This is a genomic window from Faecalibacterium langellae, assembly GCF_002549775.1.
GTDB classification, from domain to species: domain Bacteria; phylum Bacillota; class Clostridia; order Oscillospirales; family Ruminococcaceae; genus Faecalibacterium; species Faecalibacterium langellae.
In genome coordinates, this window is sequence record NZ_NMTR01000001.1 from 40,381 (window position 1) to 59,419 (window position 19,039).

Consider the following 19,039-nt stretch of genomic DNA (forward strand, 5'->3'; position numbering starts at 1 on the left):
AGGGAGAACACGATGAAGTTAGAGCATTTTGGTATGGCGGAGCCGGGGGACTGCAGGCTGGTCTTTCGGGCAGGCGCCGAGGAACTGGCGGCTGCCATTGCCGCCGAGCAGACAGCCGAAAACGCCCCGCAGGAGGAAGAAGACCTGCTGACGGTGGCCGTGAACCGCACCATTCTGGAAGGCTTCTCGCCGCTGTATGAGCAGCTGGTGCGCGAGTACGGCCTTGTGCCGGTGTCGGACCCGGATTTCCAGCTGCTGGCCGTGAACCGGGCCGAGGGCTTCCGGGCGGGCGCGCAGTTCTTTGCGCTGCCGCCGCTGGAGCTGGGGGCGTACACCGGCTTTGTGCAGGCGGTGGAGCCCCACCCCATCCGGCAGCTGACCGTGGAACTGGAGATCAACCGCAACCACGGCGACGAGGACCGTGCCGCCGACGCGGCAGGCAAGGCGGCCCTGCGCAAGCAGGTGACGGCGGACATCTACGCAAAGCGCTGTGCCCAGGCGAGGGACCGGGCCGCGAAGGAGCTGGTCTGGCAGCTGGGCGACCGGGTGACCGGCCCGCTGCCGAGGCAGCTGGTAGCAGGCAACTACTTTGCCGAGCAGCGGCAGTTCAACCTGCGCCTGCAGGCAAACGGCGTCAACTTCGACCAATTCCTCAAGGTGCGGGGCCAGACCGTGGAGGAGTTCCGCGTCTGGCTGCACCAGCAGGCCGAGCGCAAGCTGCGCAGCTGGCTGGGCCTTTTGCTGGTGGCCGAAAAGGAAGACCTGCAGCCCGCTGAAGCCGAGGTGACCGCCGCGCTGGAAAACTGGAACGAGAAACTGGACGGGGAACGCACCTTCCCCGCCAACGACGCCCGCAAGGTGCGCCAGCGGCTGGCCCGGGAGCGGGCAGAGCAGTTCATCGTGGCGCACTCCACCCTGACCCCGCCGCCCGCCGAACCGGTGGTGCAGCAATTGAGCTAAAAACAAAGAGGAGAGATGCAACGCATCTCTCCTCTTTGTTTTTAATGGGCGCTCAGGTCTCCACGCCCTCGAACTGGCTGTTATACAGTTTCGCGTAGAAGCCGTTCGCGGCCAGCAGTTCGTCGTGGTTGCCCTGCTCCACGATGTGGCCGTCCTTCATCACGAGGATGACGTCCGCTTCCCGGATGGTGGACAGGCGGTGGGCCACGATGAAACTGGTGCGGCCCTGCATCATGCGGGCGAAGGCTTTCTGGATGCGCACCTCGGTGCGGGTGTCGATGGAGGACGTGGCTTCGTCCAGGATCAGCATCGGCGGCAGGCAGAGCATCACGCGGGCGATGCACAGCAGCTGCTTCTGGCCCTGGCTGATGTTGCCGCCGTCCTCAGCGATCACCGTGTCGTAGCCCTCGGGCAGGCGGCGGATGAAGCTGTCCGCATGGGCGGCTTTGGCCGCAGCCACCACTTCTTCCGGGCTGGCGTCCGGCTTGCCGTAGGCGATGTTCTCCCGCACGGTACCGGCACGCAGCCAGGTATCCTGCAGCACCATGCCGTAGCTGCCGCGCAGGGAAGCACGGGTCACATCCCGGATATCGGTGCCGGAGACTTTGATATCGCCGCCGTTCACGTCGTAGAAGCGCATCAGCAGGTTGATGAGGGTGGTCTTGCCGCAGCCCGTGGGGCCCACGATGGCGATGCGCTGGCCGGGCTTCACGTCGAGGGAAAGGCCCTCGATCAGCGGGCGGTCGGGCAGGTAGCGGAAGGAGACATCCTCCAGCTGCACATGGCCGTCCGGCTGCAGCACTTTGGCGTTCTCGGCTTCCGGCACCTGATCGTCGGCGTCCAGCAGCTCGAACACGCGGGCGGCGCAGGCCAGAGCGTTCTGCAGCTCGGTGACCACGCCGGAAATTTCATTAAAGGGTTTCGTGTACTGGTTGGCGTAGCTGAGGAACACGCTCAGCTGGCCGATGGTGATGCCGCCGCGCACGGTGTACAGTGCGCCCACAAGGCCCACGCCTGCGTAGACGATGTTGTTCACAAAGCGGGTGGCGGGGTTCGTCATGCTGGAGAAGAAGATGGCCTTTAGGCTCACGTCCTGCAGGCGGCTGTTCACCTCGTCAAAGGCGGCAAGGCTCTCGGCTTCGTGGCCGAAGGCCTGCACCACCTTCTGGCCCTCGATCATCTCGTTGACAAGGGCCGTCTGCTCGCCGCGCACGGTGCTCTGGCCCTGGAAGTATTTGTAGCTGCGCTTGGCAAGGAAGCTTGCCACCAGAAGGCTCAGCGGGGTGATGCACACCACCACCAGCGTGATGGGCACGTTCTCGCTCAGCATGAACAGCAGGGTGCCCAGAATGGTCAGCACGCCGCTGAACAGCTGAGTAAAGCCCATCAGCAGGCCGTCCGCAAAGGTGTCCACGTCCGCCACCATGCGGCTGACGATATCGCCGGAGGGGTGGCTGTCGAGGTAAGAAAGCGGCAGGGTCTGGATCTTGCGCAGGGCTTCGTTGCGCAGATCGCGGCTGACAAGGAAGGTGATGCGGTTGTTGCACACGCTCAGCAGCCACTGGGCCAGCGCGGCGGCACCCGCCACCACCAGCACCTTGACGATGATGCCCATCACGCCGGAGAAATCCACGGCACCCTTGCCCAGCATCATATCAATGGCGCTGCCGCACAGGATGGGGATATACAGCTGGGCCCCCACGCTCACGGCGGCCACCACCAGGCTGCACACCACGAACAGGGAGTAGGGGCGTATCTTGCCCAGAACACGGGTCAGGGTGGCCTTGCGCTGTTCAGGGGTCAGCTTTGTTTTTGCTTTTGCACTCATTTCTGCGCATCCCCTTTCTTGAACTGGCTCTCGTAAATTTCCTCGTAGACGGGGCAATTCTGGCGCAGCGCGTCGTGGCGGCCAAGGCCCACCAGTCTGCCGTCGTCCAGAACAATGATCTGGTCGGCGTGCTGCAGGCTGGCGGCGCGCTGGCTGACGATGAACACGGTCAAATCACCCGGCAGAGCCGCCAGTGCCTTGCGCAGGGCGGCGTCGGTGGCGTAGTCCAGTGCGCTGGCGCTGTCGTCCAGAATGAGGATGTCCGGCTTGCCCACAAGGGCGCGGGCGATGGTCAGGCGCTGCTTCTGGCCGCCGGAGAGGTTGCGTCCGCCCTGCTCCACGGGCTCGTCCAGCCCGAGGGGCTTCGCCTTGACGAACTCTGCCGCCTGTGCGGTCTCGAGGGCAGCCCAGAGCTCCGCATCGGAAGCGTTCTTGTTGCCCCAGAGCAGGTTCGAGCGGATGGTGCCGCCGAACAGCTGGGCCTTCTGCATGACCATGGCCACCTTGCCGCGCAGCGCTTCGCGGGGGTAGCTGCGGGCGTCGCGGCCCATAATTTCCACGGTGCCCTCGGTGGCGTCGTAGAAGCGGGGGATGAGGTTCACCAGGCTGGATTTGCCGCTGCCGGTGCCGCCGATGACGCCGATGGTCTGGCCGCGCTTGGCGGTAAAGCTGATGTCGGAAAGGCTGGGTGCACCGGCCCCGGCGTAGGTGAGGGACACATGGTCAAAGCGCACGGCGTCGGCTGCCTTGTCGGCGGCCACCTCGCCCAGAACTTTAGCCGGGAAAGCCATGCCGGGTTTCGTGTCCAGCACAGCCTGCACGCGGCCTGCGCAGGCGATGCCTTTGCTCACCTGCACGATGAGGTTGGCCAGCTTGACCAGCTCCACCAAGATCTGGTTCATGTAGTTCACCAGAGCGATGACGTCGCCGGAAGCCATGCCGCCCACGTTGATCTGGATGCTGCCCACATACAGCAGTGCCACGATGGCGATGTTGATGAGCACATAGGTCACAGGGTTCATCAGGGCGGAGATATGGCCCACGTGCAGCTGCATGTCGGTGAGCAGGGCGTTGGCGTTCTCAAAGCGCGATACCTCGTCCTTTTCCTTGTCAAAGGCACGCACGACGCGCACGCCGGTCAGGTTTTCGCGGGTCAGGCCCAGCACACGGTCCAGACGGTTCTGCACCGTCTTATACATGGGCCGGGTGGCGGCCATGATACCGAACACGACAACGCTCAGCAGCGGGATGGTCACCACGAAGATCAGCGCGGCTTTCACGTTGACCGTGAAGGCCATGACCATGGCACCGATCACCACGAACGGGCTGCGCAGGAACAGGCGCAAAAACAGGTTCAGGCCGCTCTGCACCTGGTTCACGTCGCTGGTCATGCGGGTGATGAGGGTGCTGGTGCCCAGGGTGTCCATCTCGGAAAAGCTCAGGCTCTGGATGTGGGCAAACAGGGCGTGGCGCAAGGCCGTGGAATAGCCCACAGCCGCCTTTGCGGAGAAATACTGAGCCGTCAGGCTGCAGGCAAGGCCGATGGCCGCGAGCAGCAGCAGCAGGCCGCACCGCACGAGGATGTAGTGGAAATCGCGGGCAGCAATGCCAACGTTCACGATGTCCGCCATGACCAGCGGCACGAACAGGTCGAACGTGGCTTCCAGCATCTTGAAAAGCGGCGCAAGCACGCTTTCGCGCCTGTAGCCGTTCAGATAGCCTAGCATCTTGTTCAAGGCGATACTCCTTCTTTCGTACATTATAATGGTTACGGAATCTTATTTATTATAGCGCAGAAAGCGGCGAAATGCTATAGGAAAAGAGGAAAACAGCGCCCTCTCCGTCATTGCTTCGCAATGCCGCCTTGTCCCCTTTTTGTCGCTACGCGACATCTTCCCCCGGCCGGGGGACGTCTTTCAAAGGGAGAGGCAAGAAACGCTCCCGTTATGCTCTTGGCTCCTCCCCTCGGGGGAGCTGGCAAACCCGCAGGGTTTGACTGAGAGAGTTTTAACTGCAATGACGGAGAGGGTTTCCCCGTTGAGAAAATTTCCATTTCCTGTTATACTAAAAGCTGATTACAGCAATGGGAAGAATGGTGAGCAGATGGCAAGACGAACAGATGGCGGCATCCGGTTCCGCCCGGTGGGCAGCGCGCGGCGCGCCCGCACCGCACCGGCCTACAGCCCCGCAGGCACGGGCTGCCCCGCGATCGAGCGGGCCGTGGAAAACCTCTACAAAGCCCAGAACGAGGAAGGCTTCTGGACCCTGATGGGCGCGCTGAACTATGCGCTGGAGCTGGAGACCCATGTTCTGGTGCCGCTGCAGACGGCTCTGACCGTGCACGGCGCTCCTGCGCCCTGGGCAGAGCACCCGGTGCCCACCGAAAAGGCCGACGGCCTCAAGCTGTGGACTCTGCGCAACGACAAAGGCCGCACCTGGCTGCCGCTGTTCACGTCCAGCGCCGCCGCCTGCGGCGACCGCAGCACTGCCGCCCGGCCCATGGCGGACTACACGCTGGAAGACGCCATGGAGCTGGCCCTTTCCACCCCGGGCATCGACGGTGTGGTGCTGGACCCGTGGAGCCACTCGGCCACGCTGGACGGGGCCCTGCTCAACGGCTTGCTCCACGCGGGCCACACCCCCGAGGCCCCCGGCGACGAGGAAGCGGACGCCGGAAAGGAAGCCGCCCGCAATGGCAATTGGGAGCAGGCGGCGGAGTGCTTTGAGAAAGCCGCCGAGCTGGGCAGCGCCATGGGGCTTTCGCTGCTGGCCGACTGCCTGTACAAGGGCCGGGGCGTGAAGCCCAGCCGCGCCGAGGCCCGCCGTATGTGGAAGCAGGCCGCCGAAAGCGGCGAAGTGCTGGCCCACATCGCGCTGGGCGACGACTGCGCCGCCCGGGGCGACAACGGCAAGGCCCTTATCTGGTACCGCCGCGCGCGGCAGAACGCCGCCCACATGCCGGATATCGAGTACACCCCGCAGGTGTGTTTGCGCGTGGCCCAGTATGAGACCCGCTACACCTCCCGCAAAAAGGCGCTGGCGCTGGCCGCCGAAGCAAAGCAGGGCTTTGGCATCCGCGCGCGGGAAAACGAGCCGGACGCCGCCCAGTGGCTGGCCGAGACCGAGCAGCTGCTGCAGGAGCTGACCGCACCGCAGCCCGCGGCCCCGGCGGCCTACGACATGGAATCTTTACAATTGGACTAAAAAAGCGTCATACAGATACGCTACAATAGACCGTGAAAAAGCAGTGGCGGTGCGTCCGCAAAGAGAGGAAACAGACAGTATGAGCAAAGTGATCGGCATTGATCTGGGCACGACGAATTCCTGCGTGGCGGTGGTGGAGGGCGGCAAGCCTGTGGTCATCACCAACGCGGAAGGCGAGCGCACCACCCCCAGCGTGGTGGCCTTTACCAAGGATGGCGAGCGCCTTGTGGGCGGCGCGGCCAAGCGCCAGATCGCCACGAACTCCGGCCGCACCGTGTCCAGCATCAAGCGCCACATGGGCTCGGACTACCGGGTGCACATCGACGGCAAAGACCTGACCCCGCAGGAGATCAGCGCCATGATTTTGGCCAAGATCCGCCGCGATGCCGAGAGCTACCTCGGTGAGCCGGTGACCGAAGCCGTTATCACGGTGCCCGCTTACTTTGACGACAGCCAGCGCAAGGCCACGCAGGATGCAGGCCGCATTGCGGGCCTGAATGTGCTGCGCATCATCAACGAGCCCACCGCCGCCGCCGTGGCTTACGGCCTTGACAACGAAGCATCGCAGAAAATTCTGGTGTACGACCTGGGCGGCGGCACCTTTGATGTGTCCATCATCGAGATCGAGGACGGCACCTTCACGGTGCTTGCTACCGGCGGCGACACCCATCTCGGCGGTGACGACTTCGACGAGCGCATCGTGGAGTACGCAGTGGCCGAGTTCAAGAAGTCGGACCGCATCGACCTGACGAAGGACCCCGCCGCCATGGGCCGGTTAAAAGAAGAAGCCGAAAAGGCGAAGAAGGAGCTCTCTGCCGCGCCGTCGGCCCAGCTGAATCTGCCCTTCATCGCGGTGGGCAAGGACGGCCCGCACCATCTGGATATTTCCCTCTCCCGCCCGCAGTTCGAGATGATGACCGGCGATCTGCTGGCCCGCACGGTGCAGCCGGTGCAGAACGCCTTGCGGGACGCCGGCATCTCGGCCAGCCAGCTGGGCAAGGTGCTGCTGGTGGGTGGCAGCACCCGGATGCCCGCCGTGGAACGGCAGGTGAAGGAGCTGCTGGGCAAAGAGCCCAGCCACAGCCTGAACCCCGACGAGTGCGTGGCCATGGGCGCGGCCGTGCAGGGCGGTCTGCTGCAGGGCGGCGGCAAGCTGGCCGGTGCCACCGGCGCGGCGGCGCAGGGCCTTGTGCTGATGGACGTGACCCCGCTGACCCTCTCCATCGAGACGCTGGGCGGTGTGGCAACGCCCCTCATCACCCGCAACAGCATGATCCCCACCCGCAAGAGCCAGATCTTCACCACGGCACGTCCCATGCAGACCAGCGTGGAGATCAACGTGCTGCAGGGCGAGCGCCACTTCGCCCGGGATAACAAGAGCCTCGGCAAGTTCAAGCTGAACGGCATCCGGGCAAGTTTCTCCTCCAAGCCGCAGATCGAAGTCACCTTCGACATCGACGTGAACGGCGTCGTGAAAGTGTCGGCCAAGGACCTCGGCACCGGCCGGGAGCAGAATATCACCATCACCGGCAGCACGAACCTGTCGGAGAACGAGATCCAGCGCGCCATGGCCGACGCCGCCGCCTACGAGGCCGAGGACAGCCGCCGCAAAGACCGACTGGACCTGCACAATCAGGCCGAGATGCTGGCCTATAAGGTGGACGAGGCCCTCTCCAAGTGCAAGAAAGAGCTGGACAAGGACGAGAAGAACCGCATCAAGTCCGACCTCGCCAACCTGCGCCGCTGCCTGCGCAAGGACAAGCCCGAGAAGATGAACGAGACCGAAGAAGCCGCCCTGCGCCAGGCCAAGAGCCAGCTGGAAGCCAGTGCCAACCACCTGATGGTGCTCTACACCAGTGAGCAGGGCTCCGATGACACAAACAGCACACTGTAACAGAAAAAACTCCGCTGTGTTTTGCACAGCGGAGTTTTTTTGTTGTGGAAAAATATTACAGCATTTTGGACAGGAACGCTTTCAGGCGCGGGTGCTTCGGGTTGGAGAACAGCTCCTGCGGCGGCTCGTCTTCCTGAATCTTGCCGTCGTCGATGAAGATGACGCGGTTGGACACCTCGCGGGCAAAGCCCATCTCGTGGGTGACCACCAGCATGGTGATGCCGGTGTGGGCCAGCTCCTTCATCAGTTCCAGAACTTCGCCCACCATCTCGGGGTCCAGGGCGCTGGTGGGCTCGTCGAACAGGATGACGTCCGGGTCCATGGCCAGGGCGCGGGCAATGGCGATGCGCTGCTGTTGGCCGCCGGAAAGGCTCTTGGGGTAGACGTCAGCCTTGTCGGAAAGACCCACGCGGGCCAGCAGTTCGTCGGCCTTGTCGGAGATGGCCTGCTTGTCCTTGAGCTTGAGCAGGGTGGGGGCCAGCTCAAGGTTCTTCTTCACGGTCAGGTGGGGGAACAGATTGAAGTGCTGGAACACCATGCCCATCTTCTGGCGCACAGCGTCGATGTGGGCATCGTCCACCTCCACCCCTTCAAACTTGATGGAGCCGGAAGTGGGGATTTCCAAGCGGTTCAGGCACCGCAGAAAGGTGGACTTGCCGCAGCCGGAGGGTCCGATCAGGCACACCACGTCGCCGCGGTAGATGTCGATGTCGATGCCCTTGAGCACGTCCAGGGTGGGGGTGGGCTGCTTTGCGCCCTTTTTCTTCACGCCGCCGTAGGTCTTGGTCAGACCACGGACTTCCAGGATCTTATCGGTCACTTTGTGCCAGCCTCCTCTCAAACATTGCCAGCAGCCGGGTGAACAGCATGACCAGCACAAGGTAGATCAGTGCAACGCCCAGCAGCGGGTACATGGCTTCGTAGGTACGGTTCATGATGCCCTGCCCCGCATACAGCAGCTCCTTGCCGCCAATGACCGTGATCAGGGAGGTATCCTTCAGCAGCATGATGAACTCGTTGCCCAGAGCAGGCAGCACCGCGCGGATAGCCTGCGGGATGATGATGACCACCATGGTGGTCATGTAGTTCAGGCCAAGGCTGCGTCCGGCCTCCATCTGGCCGGGGTCCACGGCCATCAGGCCGCCGCGGATGATCTCGGACACATAGGCACCGGAGTTGATGCCCAGCGTCAGTGCACCCACCATGGTAAAGTTGCGGCTGTTGGCAAAGATGACCATGCTCATGATGAGCAGCTGCACCATCATGGGGGTGCCGCGGATAATAGTGGTGTAGATCTCGCAGATCACATTGAAGAAGCCCAGCACCGGGTTTTTGTGCCCGGGGCGCTGCTGGTCGTGGGCCACACGCACCAGCGCCACCACGCTGCCCAGCACGATGCCCAGCGCCAGTGCCAGGGCGGTGACCAGCAGGGTGGTGCCCACGCCGCCGACGTACTGGAGCCAGCGGTCCTTCAGCAGAAAGGCCTGATAAAATTTGAAGAAAAACTCCTGCCCGAAGTTCAGCTTTGTGCCGCTGTTGAGCAGCTCTTTGAGCAGTTCGTATTGAGCAGCCATTCGCATCCTCGCTTTCCATTTTTTGTTAGAATTTTGTAACCTTATTTTCCCAAAAAAGAGGAGACGTCCCTGTCCGGGGCCGCCTCCCCCTGTTTTGTACCGGGTCCGCCGACCGATCAGTCTGCGGTGATGTACTTGTCCACGATGGACTGCAGGGTGCCGTCTGCCTTCAGCTCTTCCAGAGCAGCGTTGACGGCCTCCACCAGAGCGGTGTTGTCCTTATTCATGCCGATGGCGTAATCCTCCTCGGCATAGCTGGTCTCCAGCACCTTCAGGCCGGGGTTGGCAGCCACATACTCCTTGGCGGGAGCGTTGTCGATGACCACGGCGTCCACCTGACCATTGTTCAGGGCCTGCACAGCGGTCAGACCGTTGTCGTAAGCCACCACAGAGTCCTCGCCGAAGTCGTCGGTGCAGTAGATGTAGCCGGTGGTGCCGCGTTGGGTACCGATCTTCTTGCCTGCCAGATCATCGGGAGATGCGATGTCGGAGCCTTCCGGCACGATGATGGACTGGATGCCGGTGGCGTAGCTGTCGGAGAATGCCATCACGGCCTTGCGCTCATCGGTGACGGTGATGCCGGCCATGGCGATGTCGGCCTTGCCCTGCTGCACGCTCAGCAGTGCGGCGTCAAACTCCATGTCGTCCACCTGCAGCTCCAGACCCAGCTTCTCGGCAATGGCCTTGGCGGTGTCCACATCGATGCCCTCGATGTCGCCGCCGTCGGTGGTCATCTCATACGGAGGGAAGGTGGCGTTGGTCGCCATGGTCAGCTTGCCAGCCATCACAGTAGTCAGCTCACCGGCGGCAGCGCTGGTGGAAGCAGCCTCAGAAGAAGCAGAGCTTGCCACAGAGGAAGCCACGCTGGAAGAAGAACCACCGCAGGCGGTCAGAGCCAGAGCGGCAACGGACAGACCGGCAGCAGCCAGGAAGCTGCGACGAGAGATCTTTTTCATATTCAAACACTCCTCAAATGTACTGTATAATTTTCGGCCCGTCGGGACGATGCGCTTCATCAGACCTCCGGCGAACGGATTTAGTATAGATTGTACAAAATGAAAAGTCAATACTTGTGCAAAAAATCCGACGATTTGAAACCGAATTGAAAACAATTATGCAGCAGAATGGTTGAATAGAATGTATATATGCAGGACGGCGGGGAATGTTCTCTTTTTGCCGCCCAAAAGAAAACCAGAAAGGACGGCTGTGCCCGGAGGGCATGAAAGCCCCAGTGGGGCTTTCAAGCAGGCGAGCGGTCTGCGATAGCAGATGGAAGGACTTTGTCCTGACAAGCGTCGGGGGCGCTCCAAACGCGAAATTAAAAATAATTTTTCCGCTGATATTGTCAGAGCGAAGCGGAGACAATTCTAAATCATCCGGTGTTACAAATACCGTGCGATCTCCTCTTTGCTGCGCTTCGGCACGCAGTAATCCCGGTTCTCATCCAGATAATACTTCACGCCGGTCTCGGCGGTCAGCGGCACGATGTGCGATTTGTGGCTCGGATAGCCGAAGGCCACCATGTAGACCAGCTGCTGCGGCGCTTCAATGCCCAGCAGTTCGGTCAGCACCGGCTTGTTGATGGCCCCCATGATGCAGCTGCCCACGCCCTTGTCCCAGGCGGCAAGGGTCATGTTGGCCAGCGCGATGCCGATGTCGGTGGCCGGGTCGCCGGGGATGGCAGTATTCTTCACCACGGCAACAAACAAGGTGGGCAGCTCGTCGGCCTTTGGGGTGCCCTGCTCCGGCGGCAGGTAGGCGGCCCACTTCACCAGTGGTTGCACCCTGGCCACGTCTGTGGGCTGGTTCACCACCACCAGCCGCACGGCCTGCCGATTGGCCCCGCTGGAAGAAAGCCGCACGGCTTCAATGATGTCGTCCACCACATCCTGCGGCACAGGCTTCTGCTCGAACCGGCGGTAGGTGCGGCGGGTGGCGAGGGTATCCATGACAGACATGTAAAACAACTCCTTATATAGTATGGAATGGGGTCCTGCTTTCCTGCAGTATACCAGATGCGGCCGTGCCCCGCAAGCACCGCGCCGGGAAGCGGGCAGAGAACGGCGGGAAAAGAGCGGCCGGAACAGCGGCGCTGGCCCGCGCCGGACGGTGAAAGAAAAACACCTCTGAGATGAACGAAAAGCAACACACTTGTGCTGAAAAGTTGCGATGAATTAACTTCATGTGAAAAACTTGACAAGCAGCGCAAGACGTGATATCTTACGGTTTGCCGAGACAAACTGGCGGGAATATTCCGGGCTGGTTTGCTTTGCTATGGGAAGAAAGTGCAAAACGATCAGGAGGAAAAACGATGTCTAAAATTTCTCGTCGCAACTTTATGAAGTGTGCCGGTGCTGCAGCGCTGGCTGTGGCTGCTGCGGGCGCACTGTCCGGCTGCGGCCCGATGCTGGATGTGGATGTCTATTTTTATGCGAATGGCGCAAAGCTGGAGCTGACCGGCAAGGGCAAGGTCCAGACCGGCGCAGACGAAATGGACACAGCGACCATTGAACTGCCCGCTGAGTACAAAGCAGCATATGAGATCGCGGACGCAAAGGCCAAGGTCATTCGTGAGAACGGCAAGCGCTATGCGAACGTGAACCTGGTTGCAAAAGAGGTGACCTATCAGGTCTATTATCAGCTGGACGGCACCACAGTGCTGTCCGGTGAAGTCACGGCATCCGCTGTGAACCCCACCATCACGGTTAATGATCTGGACCAGGATGAGCTGAAGGCGCTGGCCAAGCTGTTCTACGAGACCACCGGTGATGTTCAGCTGAGCAACAACACCGTGATTGTTCCGGTGAAGAAGGTCATGGGCGAGGTCGAAGTGAAGTATACCAAGTATTCCAGCTTCTGGTCTGAGAATCCTGAAAAGGATAGTCCTGTTGACAATGGAAGCTATGATGAAAAGGTTCCGCTTTGGAAGGGGCAGAATACGATTTCCACTAGCGAGATGAAGAACCTGAACAGTGCGTGCACGATGGGCTACAGATATGTAATGCAGCGCATTGGAACGACGCCCAATGCTGGCAGTAAAAACTTTGAGGAAACAAATATCTTTGCTGTTGATTGGAGCAATCCGATTGTCAAAGTTTACCTGAGCGATACGAAGAACTTCTACTAAGAAGCGGAAAATTTCAAGAATACCTAATAAAGCGGCTGTCCCTCACATGGGGCAGCCGCTTTTGCGCAGAAAAAGAACTTACATCTTATTCTGGTGCCTTTTCGGGATGGGCACGCTCAGCACCAGCGAGATGCCCACGGCCAGCGCCACCGCAACCTTAAAGGTACTGATGCCGTGGGAGAGGGCCAGCGCGTTGTTGCCCTGGATGAAATAGTAGGCGCAGTAGTAGATGCCCGCGCCGGGCACCAGCGGGAAGATGCCGGAGAGCAAAAACACCGTCACCGGCATTTTGAGCACGATGGCAAACACCCGGGTGAGCAGGGTGAGCGGGATGACCGCCAGCAGGGAAGCGGCGGCGGCGTCCATGCCCAGCAGGACGGCCAGCTCGTAGACGAACCAGCCCACGGCCCCCACCAGCCCGCAGAAGGGCAGGCTCTTGCGCGGGCAGCCGAACAGGATGGCAAAGCTCAGGGTGCCCGCCCCGGCAATGAAGAACTGGGCGGCCAGCTCCCCGATCTGTGTACTGGTAAGCATCATGCGACCACCACCCCCGTAAAGAATGTATAAAGGCTCAGCACAAGGCCGGTGCCGATGGCGATGCTGGCTGCAATGAGCAGCGCGTCGATCATGCGGATGGTGCCGGAAAGATAGTCGCCGTGCACGAAGTCCCGGATGCCCATGGTGAAGGCGATGCCCGGCGTCAGGATCATCAGCGCGCCGATGATGGCGTGGCTGGCGGGCGTGCCCAGCAGATTGCAGCCCAGGATGCACACCAGTGTGATGAGGGCTGCGCAGCTGATCTTGCGGAAGCCGCCCGGCAGCTCGTGCCGCTCGCACAGCAGCAGATACCAGCTGGCGGCCAGGCCCGCCGCCGCCGCCGCCAGCGCGCTGCGCAGCGTGCCGCCGAAGATGAGCGCAAAGCAGAACGCGCCGCACAGGCCGCTCACCAGCTGCACCCAGTCCTTGGGGAAAGGGATGCGCCGGGCCAGCACCAGGCGGCTCTCGGCTTCGTCCAGCGTCATATTGCCCTCGGCGATCTCGCGGGAGAGGGCGTTCACCGCCGCCACCCGGCCCAGATGGGTGGTGCGGGTGGGCACATTGCGCACCTCGCTGATCTCGGCGGTGCCTGCGCTGGCAAAAATGCCGTTGGTCAGCACATAAATGTGGAACTCCCGCAAATGGAAACTGCGTGCCATGATCTCCATGGTCTGCTCCACCCGGAACACCTCGGCACCGTTTTCCAGCAGCGTCTGCCCCGCCGCCATGATGAAATCCATGATGCGGCGGCGCAGTTCCTCGTCGGGGTAGATTTCTCTGCCGTTCATTGCCGCACCTCCTTACAATAAAGTTGATTTCACCAGCGTGTCGGTAATTTCTCCTCGGACACGAAACGGGCCATTCCATCGCCCGCCCTATTGCCCTTCGGGCAACAGGGTCCCACCCCAGCGGACGGTCCTCGGAGAAACTCCCGGCCCACTGGTCGGATACGTTTATTCTATCATGTCCGCGGCTGGCGCACAAGAGGAAAATGATCCTGCTTGACAAAAGCGGAAAAAATCACTATACTACAAGCAGAAGGGGCGCTGACTGCATTGGGCCAGCTTTCCATCCTGCTAGTCAAAAGATTGACCGCTCGGCTGGTAACTGGGGCGGTCAATCTTTTTTGTTATCATCGTCTTTCTTCTGGGAAAACTTTGCCATGACCTCAACGGTCAGACGGATCACATCCACGATCAGGCTCAACAGAGTGAGAACGAACGTGAGCAGTGCGAGAGTCTCCAAAAGAGTCATCCGACATCCCTCCCTTCGCCTTCAAGGCTCCGGGCAGGGTACTTCCAAAAAAAGTTTCCTCCCGGAACCTCTGCTTCGTTCTATGTAATAATAGAAGAATCAGCGATGCGGGATGGAAAGCATGACCACCGATATGCAATCAGCGCCTTATCACCAGTGTAACACAAAGCTTGACGTAAGACAAGAAAAACCGCAATTCCCTACTAAAAAACTTCGTTTTAGGTGTTGACAAATCCCGTCGATTGGATTATTATAAATGCAATATCACAAAAATGGCTGTGATGAGGAGAGTAAGCTTTCGCATTGATCCTTACCAGAGAGCCCGGGCGGTGGAAAAGGGCAGGAAACAGGAAGCTGAAAATGGCCTCGGAGCTGTGCGGGCGAGGTGCATGAGCGCTAAGTTCGCAACGGGATGCGCCCCGTTACAGCGTCCGGCTGTAAGCAGCAAAGCTGCCGCAGCATCGAGGCTGTGCCCGTGAGGGTGCGGTAAACCAAGGTGGTACCACGGAAGTATGTTCTGCTCCCGTCCTTGTCTGAGCGTTGGCTCAAAGGCAGGGACGGGAGCTTTTTTCATGCATCCGTTCCAAGGCCCTTGCACGGAACTGTGCCGTGCGGGCCGCTGTACATTTGTAATAAGCAAAATAGAGAGGGAACAAAACTATGATTACTCGTCGCGATTTTCTGAAAGTTACCGGTGTGGCTGCTGCAGCCGCTGCCCTGACCGCATGCGGCGGATCTTCTTCCACCGCATCTTCCGGCACTGCTTCTTCTGCAGCTGCTTCCACCGCAGCCAAGCTGGATAAGATCAAGGTGGCTGTGCCCAACGACACCACCAACGAGGCCCGCGCCCTGACCCTGCTGGAGAAGAACGGCTTCTTCAAGCTGAAGGCTGACGCCGGCCTGACCGCCACCGCAAAGGACATCGAGGAAAACCCCCTGAACGTCACCGTCGATGAGGTCGAGGCTGCTCAGGTGCCCAACGTCCTGCAGGACGAGGACTACGCCGTCATCAACTCCAACTACGCCATCTCCGCCGGCCTGGACCCCATCAACGATGCTCTGGCCATGGAGGACGGCACCTCTGCTTACGTCAACGTTCTGGTCTGCAAGGAAGGCAACGAGGAGGAGCCCAAGATCAAGGCTCTGGTGGCCGCTCTGCAGAGCCAGCAGGTGAAGGACTTCATGGAGGAAAACTACAAGGGTGCTGTGGTCTCCGTTGTCGAGAACCCCACCGACGGCTACGACTCCTCCATTGATTACGACGCACTGAACGGCGAGACCGTCAGCTGCGCTGCTACCCCGGCTCCCCACTGCGAGGTGCTGGAGATCTGCAAGGACATTCTGGCTGCCAAGGGCATCACCCTGGACATCCAGGAGTTCGACGACTACATCCAGCCCAACAACGTGGTTGAGGACGGCCAGATCGACACCAACTACTTCCAGCATCAGCCGTATCTGGACGACTTCAATGCAGAGCACGGCACCCACCTGGTGACCGTTGCCGGCATCCACGTGGAGCCCATGGGCATCTACGGCGGCAAGCAGGACAGCCTGGCACCGATCGAGGGCTAAGCCTAAAAAGGAGCAATTTCTGTGATTGAGATCAAACACCTTTCCAAGACCTTCCAGATGAAGGACGGCGCGGTGAACGCGCTGCACGACATCAACCTCACCATCCCGGATGGTTCCATCTACGGCATCATCGGCATGTCCGGTGCAGGCAAATCCACGCTGGTGCGCTGCATCAACCTGTTGGAGCGCCCAACCGAGGGCAGCGTCGTCATCGATGGCACCGCCATGGAGACCCTCAGCGCAGCCCAGCTGCGTGAGCGCCGCCGCGACATCACCATGATCTTCCAGCAGTTCAACCTGCTCATGCAGCGCAGCTGCCTGAAGAACATCTGCTTCCCCATGGAACTGGCCGGTGTGAAGAAGGCGGATGCCGAAAAGCGCGCCAAGGAGCTGCTGGACGTGGTGGGCCTGCCCGATAAGGCCAACGCCTACCCGGCCCAGCTTTCCGGCGGCCAGAAGCAGCGCATCGCCATCGCCCGCGCGCTGGCAACGGACCCGAAGGTCCTGCTGTGCGACGAGGCCACCAGTGCGCTGGACCCCAACACCACCCATGCCATCCTGACCCTGATCAAGGACATCAACAAGAAGCTGGGTATCACGGTGGTGGTCATCACCCACCAGATGAGCGTCGTGGAGGAGATCTGCGATCAGGTTGCCATTCTGGACGGCGGTGTGGTCGTGGAACAGGGCGCGGTCGCAGAAATTTTCTCGAACCCCAAGACGGCGGCGGCAAAGCGTCTGGTGGCCCCCAACGGCGGCAGCGCTGCCCGCGATCTTTCCAGCTTTGCCCCGGACGACCATGTGGTGCGCGTCACCTTCAACGGTTCGTCCACTGCAAAGCCGCTGGTGGCAAGCCTTGCGGCTGAAAAAGGCATTCTGGTGTCGGTGCTCAGTGCCGACACCCGTGATCTGAACGGCCAGTGCTACGGCTCCATGCTGCTCAAGCTGCCTGCCGATGTGGAGCAGGCAAAGCAGGCGGCCGCCTACATGCGCGGCCAGCCCGGTGTGACGGTGGAGGAGGTGACCGGCGAATGAGCATTGCAGATTACGGCTTTGCCATCTGGGAGACCTTCTATGTGACGGCGCTCTCCACCGCCTTTGCGCTGGTGCTGGGCCTGCCGCTGGGTGTGCTGCTGGTGGCCGGTGACAAGGACGGCGTTCTGCCGCTGCCTTCCTGGCTGATGCACATCCTGAACATCGTCATCAACATTCTGCGCAGCGTGCCCTTCCTGATCCTGATGATCTGCGTCTTCCCGCTCACCCGTGCCATCGTGGGCACCACGGTGGGCACCAAGGCCACCATCGTTCCGCTGGTGGTGGCGGCCTTCCCCTTCGTGGCACGTCTGGTGGAGACCAGCCTGCGCGAGCTGGACGAGGGCGTGGTGGAAGCTGCCCAGAGCATGGGCGCTACCCCCTTCCAGATCATCACCAAGGTGATGATCCCCGAGTGCCTGCCCGGCCTGATCTCCAGCATGACCACCGCCCTGACCACCATTCTGGGCTACTCGGCCATGTCCGGCGTCATTGGCGGCGGCGGCCTGGGCAAAATTGCGTTGTCCTACGGCTACTACCGCTACCAGACCGATATCATGATCGTCTGCGTGGTGCTGCTGGTGCTCATGGTGCAGGTGTTCCAGAGCGTGGGCACCTGGTGGGCCAACAAGAGTGATAAGAGACTGCGGAAGTAACCCCTAGCCCCCGGTCGGGAAGCAAAATTTAACGTTTCAATTCCCCGCCGGAGGCATCTGCACTCCTGCGGGGAATTGTGCTATATGGACAAACCCAGCAAAGGAGTATGTAGTATGAATCGTGATACCATCTGCGTGCAGGGCGGTTACACCCCCGGCAACGGCGAACCCCGCCAGATCCCCATCGTGCAGTCCACCACCTTCAAGTATGCCACCAGCGAGGATATGGGCAAGCTGTTCGACCTGGAAGCCGACGGCTACTTCTATTCCCGCCTGCAGAACCCCACCTGCGACCTGGTGGCGAAAAAGATTTGCGAGCTGGAAGGCGGCACTGCCGCCATGCTCACCTCCAGCGGTCAGGCCGCAAACTTCTTCGCGCTGTTCAACCTCTGCGAAGCAGGCGACCACATCGTGGCATCCAGCACCATCTACGGCGGCACCTTCAACCTCATCTCCGTCACCATGAAGAAGATGGGCATTGACGCCACCTTCGTGGACCCGCTGTGCACCGAGGAAGAACTGAACGCCGCCTTCCGGCCCAACACCAAGGTCGTGTTCGGCGAGACCATCGCAAACCCGGCCCTCACCGTGCTGGACATTGAAAAGTTTGCCACGGCCGCCCACGCCCACGGCGTGCCGCTCATCGTGGACAACACCTTCCCCACGCCGGTCAACTGCCGCCCCTTTGAGTGGGGCGCGGACATCGTCACCCACTCCACCACCAAGTACATGGACGGCCACGGCGCTGTGCTGGGCGGAGCCATCGTGGACAGTGGCAAGTTCGACTGGATGGCCCACGCTGAAAAGTTCCCCGGCCTGTGCACCCCGGACGACAGCTACCACGGCATCACCTACGCCGAGCGCTTCGGCAAAGAGGGAGCTTTCATCACCAAGGCTACTGCCCAGCTCATGCGCGACTTCGGCTCCATGCAGTCCCCCATGAACGCTTACATGCTGAACCTCGGCCTCGAAAGCCTGCATGTCCGGATGCAGCGCCACTGCGAAAACGGCATGGCCGTGGCAAAGTTCCTGGAAGCACACCCCAAGGTGGCTTACGTCAACTACTGCGGTCTGGAAAACAGCCCCTACCACGCACTGGCCGAAAAGTACCTGCCGAACGGCAGCTGCGGCGTGGTGAGCTTTGGTCTGGCCGGCGGCCGCGAAGCTGCCAGCACTTTCATGAAGGAGCTGAAGCTGGCTGCCATCGAGACCCATGTGGCCGATGCCCGCACCTGCTGCCTGAACCCCGCATCCAGCACCCACCGCCAGATGAACGACGAGCAGCTGAAAGCCGCCGGTGTGCCCGCAGAGCTGGTGCGCATGAGCTGCGGCCTGGAAAGCAGCGAAGACCTCATCGCCGATATCGCGCAGGCGCTGGATAAGATCTAAAAACTTCCCCAA

The 19,039-nt window shown here is 61.0% G+C and carries 17 protein-coding genes; 8 read left to right on the forward strand and 9 right to left on the reverse strand.

Features of this window, described 5'->3' with window-relative positions; translation table 11 throughout:
• The first annotated feature begins 12 nt into the window (after window positions 1-12).
• Entirely contained in the window at window positions 13-960 is a 948-nt protein-coding gene (locus CGS49_RS00235) for a SurA N-terminal domain-containing protein (protein ID WP_097800023.1), read from the forward strand.
• A 52-nt stretch (window positions 961-1,012) separates the two neighbouring features.
• Here the strand turns inward: CGS49_RS00235 and CGS49_RS00240 are convergent, their stop codons facing one another.
• Entirely contained in the window at window positions 1,013-2,788 is a 1,776-nt protein-coding gene (locus CGS49_RS00240) for an ABC transporter ATP-binding protein (protein WP_097800024.1), read from the reverse strand.
• Entirely contained in the window at window positions 2,785-4,524 is a 1,740-nt protein-coding gene (locus CGS49_RS00245; protein ID WP_343215839.1) for an ABC transporter ATP-binding protein, read from the reverse strand. The genes CGS49_RS00240 and CGS49_RS00245 overlap by 4 nt, the downstream gene beginning before the upstream one ends.
• Window positions 4,525-4,891: 367 nt before the next feature.
• Here CGS49_RS00245 and CGS49_RS00250 point away from each other — a divergent pair, with 367 nt between their 5' ends.
• Together CGS49_RS00250 and dnaK are read left to right on the forward strand one after the other, a co-directional pair.
• Window positions 4,892-5,992, forward strand: a complete 1,101-nt coding sequence (locus CGS49_RS00250; RefSeq protein WP_097800026.1) for an SseB family protein — start codon at window positions 4,892-4,894, stop codon at window positions 5,990-5,992.
• 79 nt (window positions 5,993-6,071) lie between these two features.
• Window positions 6,072-7,886 (forward strand): molecular chaperone DnaK, encoded by a 1,815-nt coding sequence (gene dnaK / locus CGS49_RS00255; protein WP_097800027.1) that lies wholly within the window; start codon window positions 6,072-6,074, stop codon window positions 7,884-7,886.
• A gap of 55 nt (window positions 7,887-7,941) precedes the next feature.
• On the opposite strand, the gene CGS49_RS00260 is transcribed toward dnaK, so the two are convergent.
• From CGS49_RS00260 to CGS49_RS00275, 4 genes are all read right to left on the reverse strand, one after another.
• Window positions 7,942-8,706 carry an amino acid ABC transporter ATP-binding protein gene (locus CGS49_RS00260; RefSeq protein WP_097800028.1) on the reverse strand — a complete coding sequence of 255 codons (765 nt, stop codon included), beginning with the start codon at window positions 8,704-8,706 and terminating at the stop codon, window positions 7,942-7,944.
• Window positions 8,696-9,460: an amino acid ABC transporter permease gene (locus CGS49_RS00265; RefSeq protein WP_097800029.1), complete on the reverse strand. Its 765-nt coding sequence runs from the start codon at window positions 9,458-9,460 to the stop codon at window positions 8,696-8,698. Before CGS49_RS00265 ends, CGS49_RS00260 begins: the two co-directional genes overlap by 11 nt.
• A 116-nt stretch (window positions 9,461-9,576) precedes the next feature.
• The gene (locus tag CGS49_RS00270) at window positions 9,577-10,416 is read right to left on the reverse strand and encodes an amino acid ABC transporter substrate-binding protein (RefSeq protein ID WP_097800030.1); all 840 of its coding nucleotides are present in this window, start codon (window positions 10,414-10,416) and stop codon (window positions 9,577-9,579) included.
• Window positions 10,417-10,842: 426 nt separating this feature from the next.
• Entirely contained in the window at window positions 10,843-11,418 is a 576-nt protein-coding gene (locus CGS49_RS00275; protein WP_097800031.1) for a nitroreductase family protein, read from the reverse strand.
• Between the two features lie 353 nt (window positions 11,419-11,771).
• Between CGS49_RS00275 and CGS49_RS00280 the strand changes: the two genes are divergently transcribed.
• A complete protein-coding gene (locus CGS49_RS00280; RefSeq protein ID WP_143405785.1) occupies window positions 11,772-12,587 on the forward strand; it encodes a twin-arginine translocation signal domain-containing protein in 816 nt (271 codons plus the stop codon).
• A gap of 78 nt (window positions 12,588-12,665) precedes the next feature.
• Here the strand turns inward: CGS49_RS00280 and CGS49_RS00285 are convergent, their stop codons facing one another.
• The 3 genes from CGS49_RS00285 to CGS49_RS14075 all read right to left on the reverse strand — a co-directional run bounded on the left by CGS49_RS00285 (window position 12,666) and on the right by CGS49_RS14075 (window position 14,378).
• On the reverse strand, window positions 12,666-13,124 hold the full coding sequence (locus CGS49_RS00285) for a threonine/serine exporter family protein (protein ID WP_097800033.1): 459 nt from the start codon (window positions 13,122-13,124) through the stop codon (window positions 12,666-12,668).
• Window positions 13,121-13,912, reverse strand: a complete 792-nt coding sequence (locus tag CGS49_RS00290) for a threonine/serine exporter family protein (protein WP_097800034.1) — start codon at window positions 13,910-13,912, stop codon at window positions 13,121-13,123. Before CGS49_RS00290 ends, CGS49_RS00285 begins: the two co-directional genes overlap by 4 nt.
• Before the next feature lie 328 nt (window positions 13,913-14,240).
• Entirely contained in the window at window positions 14,241-14,378 is a 138-nt protein-coding gene (locus tag CGS49_RS14075) for a hypothetical protein (RefSeq protein ID WP_179858989.1), read from the reverse strand.
• A gap of 660 nt (window positions 14,379-15,038) precedes the next feature.
• Here CGS49_RS14075 and CGS49_RS00295 point away from each other — a divergent pair.
• From CGS49_RS00295 to CGS49_RS00310, 4 genes are all read left to right on the forward strand, one after another.
• A complete protein-coding gene (locus CGS49_RS00295) occupies window positions 15,039-15,950 on the forward strand; it encodes a MetQ/NlpA family ABC transporter substrate-binding protein (protein ID WP_097800035.1) in 912 nt (303 codons plus the stop codon).
• A 21-nt stretch (window positions 15,951-15,971) separates the two neighbouring features.
• Window positions 15,972-16,985 carry a methionine ABC transporter ATP-binding protein gene (locus CGS49_RS00300; protein WP_097800036.1) on the forward strand — a complete coding sequence of 338 codons (1,014 nt, stop codon included), beginning with the start codon at window positions 15,972-15,974 and terminating at the stop codon, window positions 16,983-16,985.
• On the forward strand, window positions 16,982-17,638 hold the full coding sequence (locus CGS49_RS00305; protein ID WP_097800037.1) for a methionine ABC transporter permease: 657 nt from the start codon (window positions 16,982-16,984) through the stop codon (window positions 17,636-17,638). The genes CGS49_RS00300 and CGS49_RS00305 overlap by 4 nt, the downstream gene beginning before the upstream one ends.
• Window positions 17,639-17,752: 114 nt before the next feature.
• Window positions 17,753-19,027: an O-acetylhomoserine aminocarboxypropyltransferase/cysteine synthase family protein gene (locus tag CGS49_RS00310; protein ID WP_097800038.1), complete on the forward strand. Its 1,275-nt coding sequence runs from the start codon at window positions 17,753-17,755 to the stop codon at window positions 19,025-19,027.
• Window positions 19,028-19,039 lie beyond the last annotated feature (12 nt).

Coding starts and splice junctions, on each gene's coding strand:
- CGS49_RS00235 (WP_097800023.1), top strand. CDS start 13: ATGAAGTTAGAGCATTTTGGTATGGCGGAGCCGGGGGACTGCAGGCTG.
- CGS49_RS00240 (WP_097800024.1), bottom strand. CDS start 2,788: ATGAGTGCAAAAGCAAAAACAAAGCTGACCCCTGAACAGCGCAAGGCC.
- CGS49_RS00250 (WP_097800026.1), top strand. CDS start 4,892: ATGGCAAGACGAACAGATGGCGGCATCCGGTTCCGCCCGGTGGGCAGC.
- dnaK (WP_097800027.1), top strand. CDS start 6,072: ATGAGCAAAGTGATCGGCATTGATCTGGGCACGACGAATTCCTGCGTG.
- CGS49_RS00265 (WP_097800029.1), bottom strand. CDS start 9,460: ATGGCTGCTCAATACGAACTGCTCAAAGAGCTGCTCAACAGCGGCACA.
- CGS49_RS00270 (WP_097800030.1), bottom strand. CDS start 10,416: ATGAAAAAGATCTCTCGTCGCAGCTTCCTGGCTGCTGCCGGTCTGTCC.
- CGS49_RS00275 (WP_097800031.1), bottom strand. CDS start 11,418: ATGTCTGTCATGGATACCCTCGCCACCCGCCGCACCTACCGCCGGTTC.
- CGS49_RS00280 (WP_143405785.1), top strand. CDS start 11,772: ATGTCTAAAATTTCTCGTCGCAACTTTATGAAGTGTGCCGGTGCTGCA.
- CGS49_RS00285 (WP_097800033.1), bottom strand. CDS start 13,124: ATGATGCTTACCAGTACACAGATCGGGGAGCTGGCCGCCCAGTTCTTC.
- CGS49_RS00290 (WP_097800034.1), bottom strand. CDS start 13,912: ATGAACGGCAGAGAAATCTACCCCGACGAGGAACTGCGCCGCCGCATC.
- CGS49_RS14075 (WP_179858989.1), bottom strand. CDS start 14,378: ATGACTCTTTTGGAGACTCTCGCACTGCTCACGTTCGTTCTCACTCTG.
- CGS49_RS00295 (WP_097800035.1), top strand. CDS start 15,039: ATGATTACTCGTCGCGATTTTCTGAAAGTTACCGGTGTGGCTGCTGCA.
- CGS49_RS00305 (WP_097800037.1), top strand. CDS start 16,982: ATGAGCATTGCAGATTACGGCTTTGCCATCTGGGAGACCTTCTATGTG.
- CGS49_RS00310 (WP_097800038.1), top strand. CDS start 17,753: ATGAATCGTGATACCATCTGCGTGCAGGGCGGTTACACCCCCGGCAAC.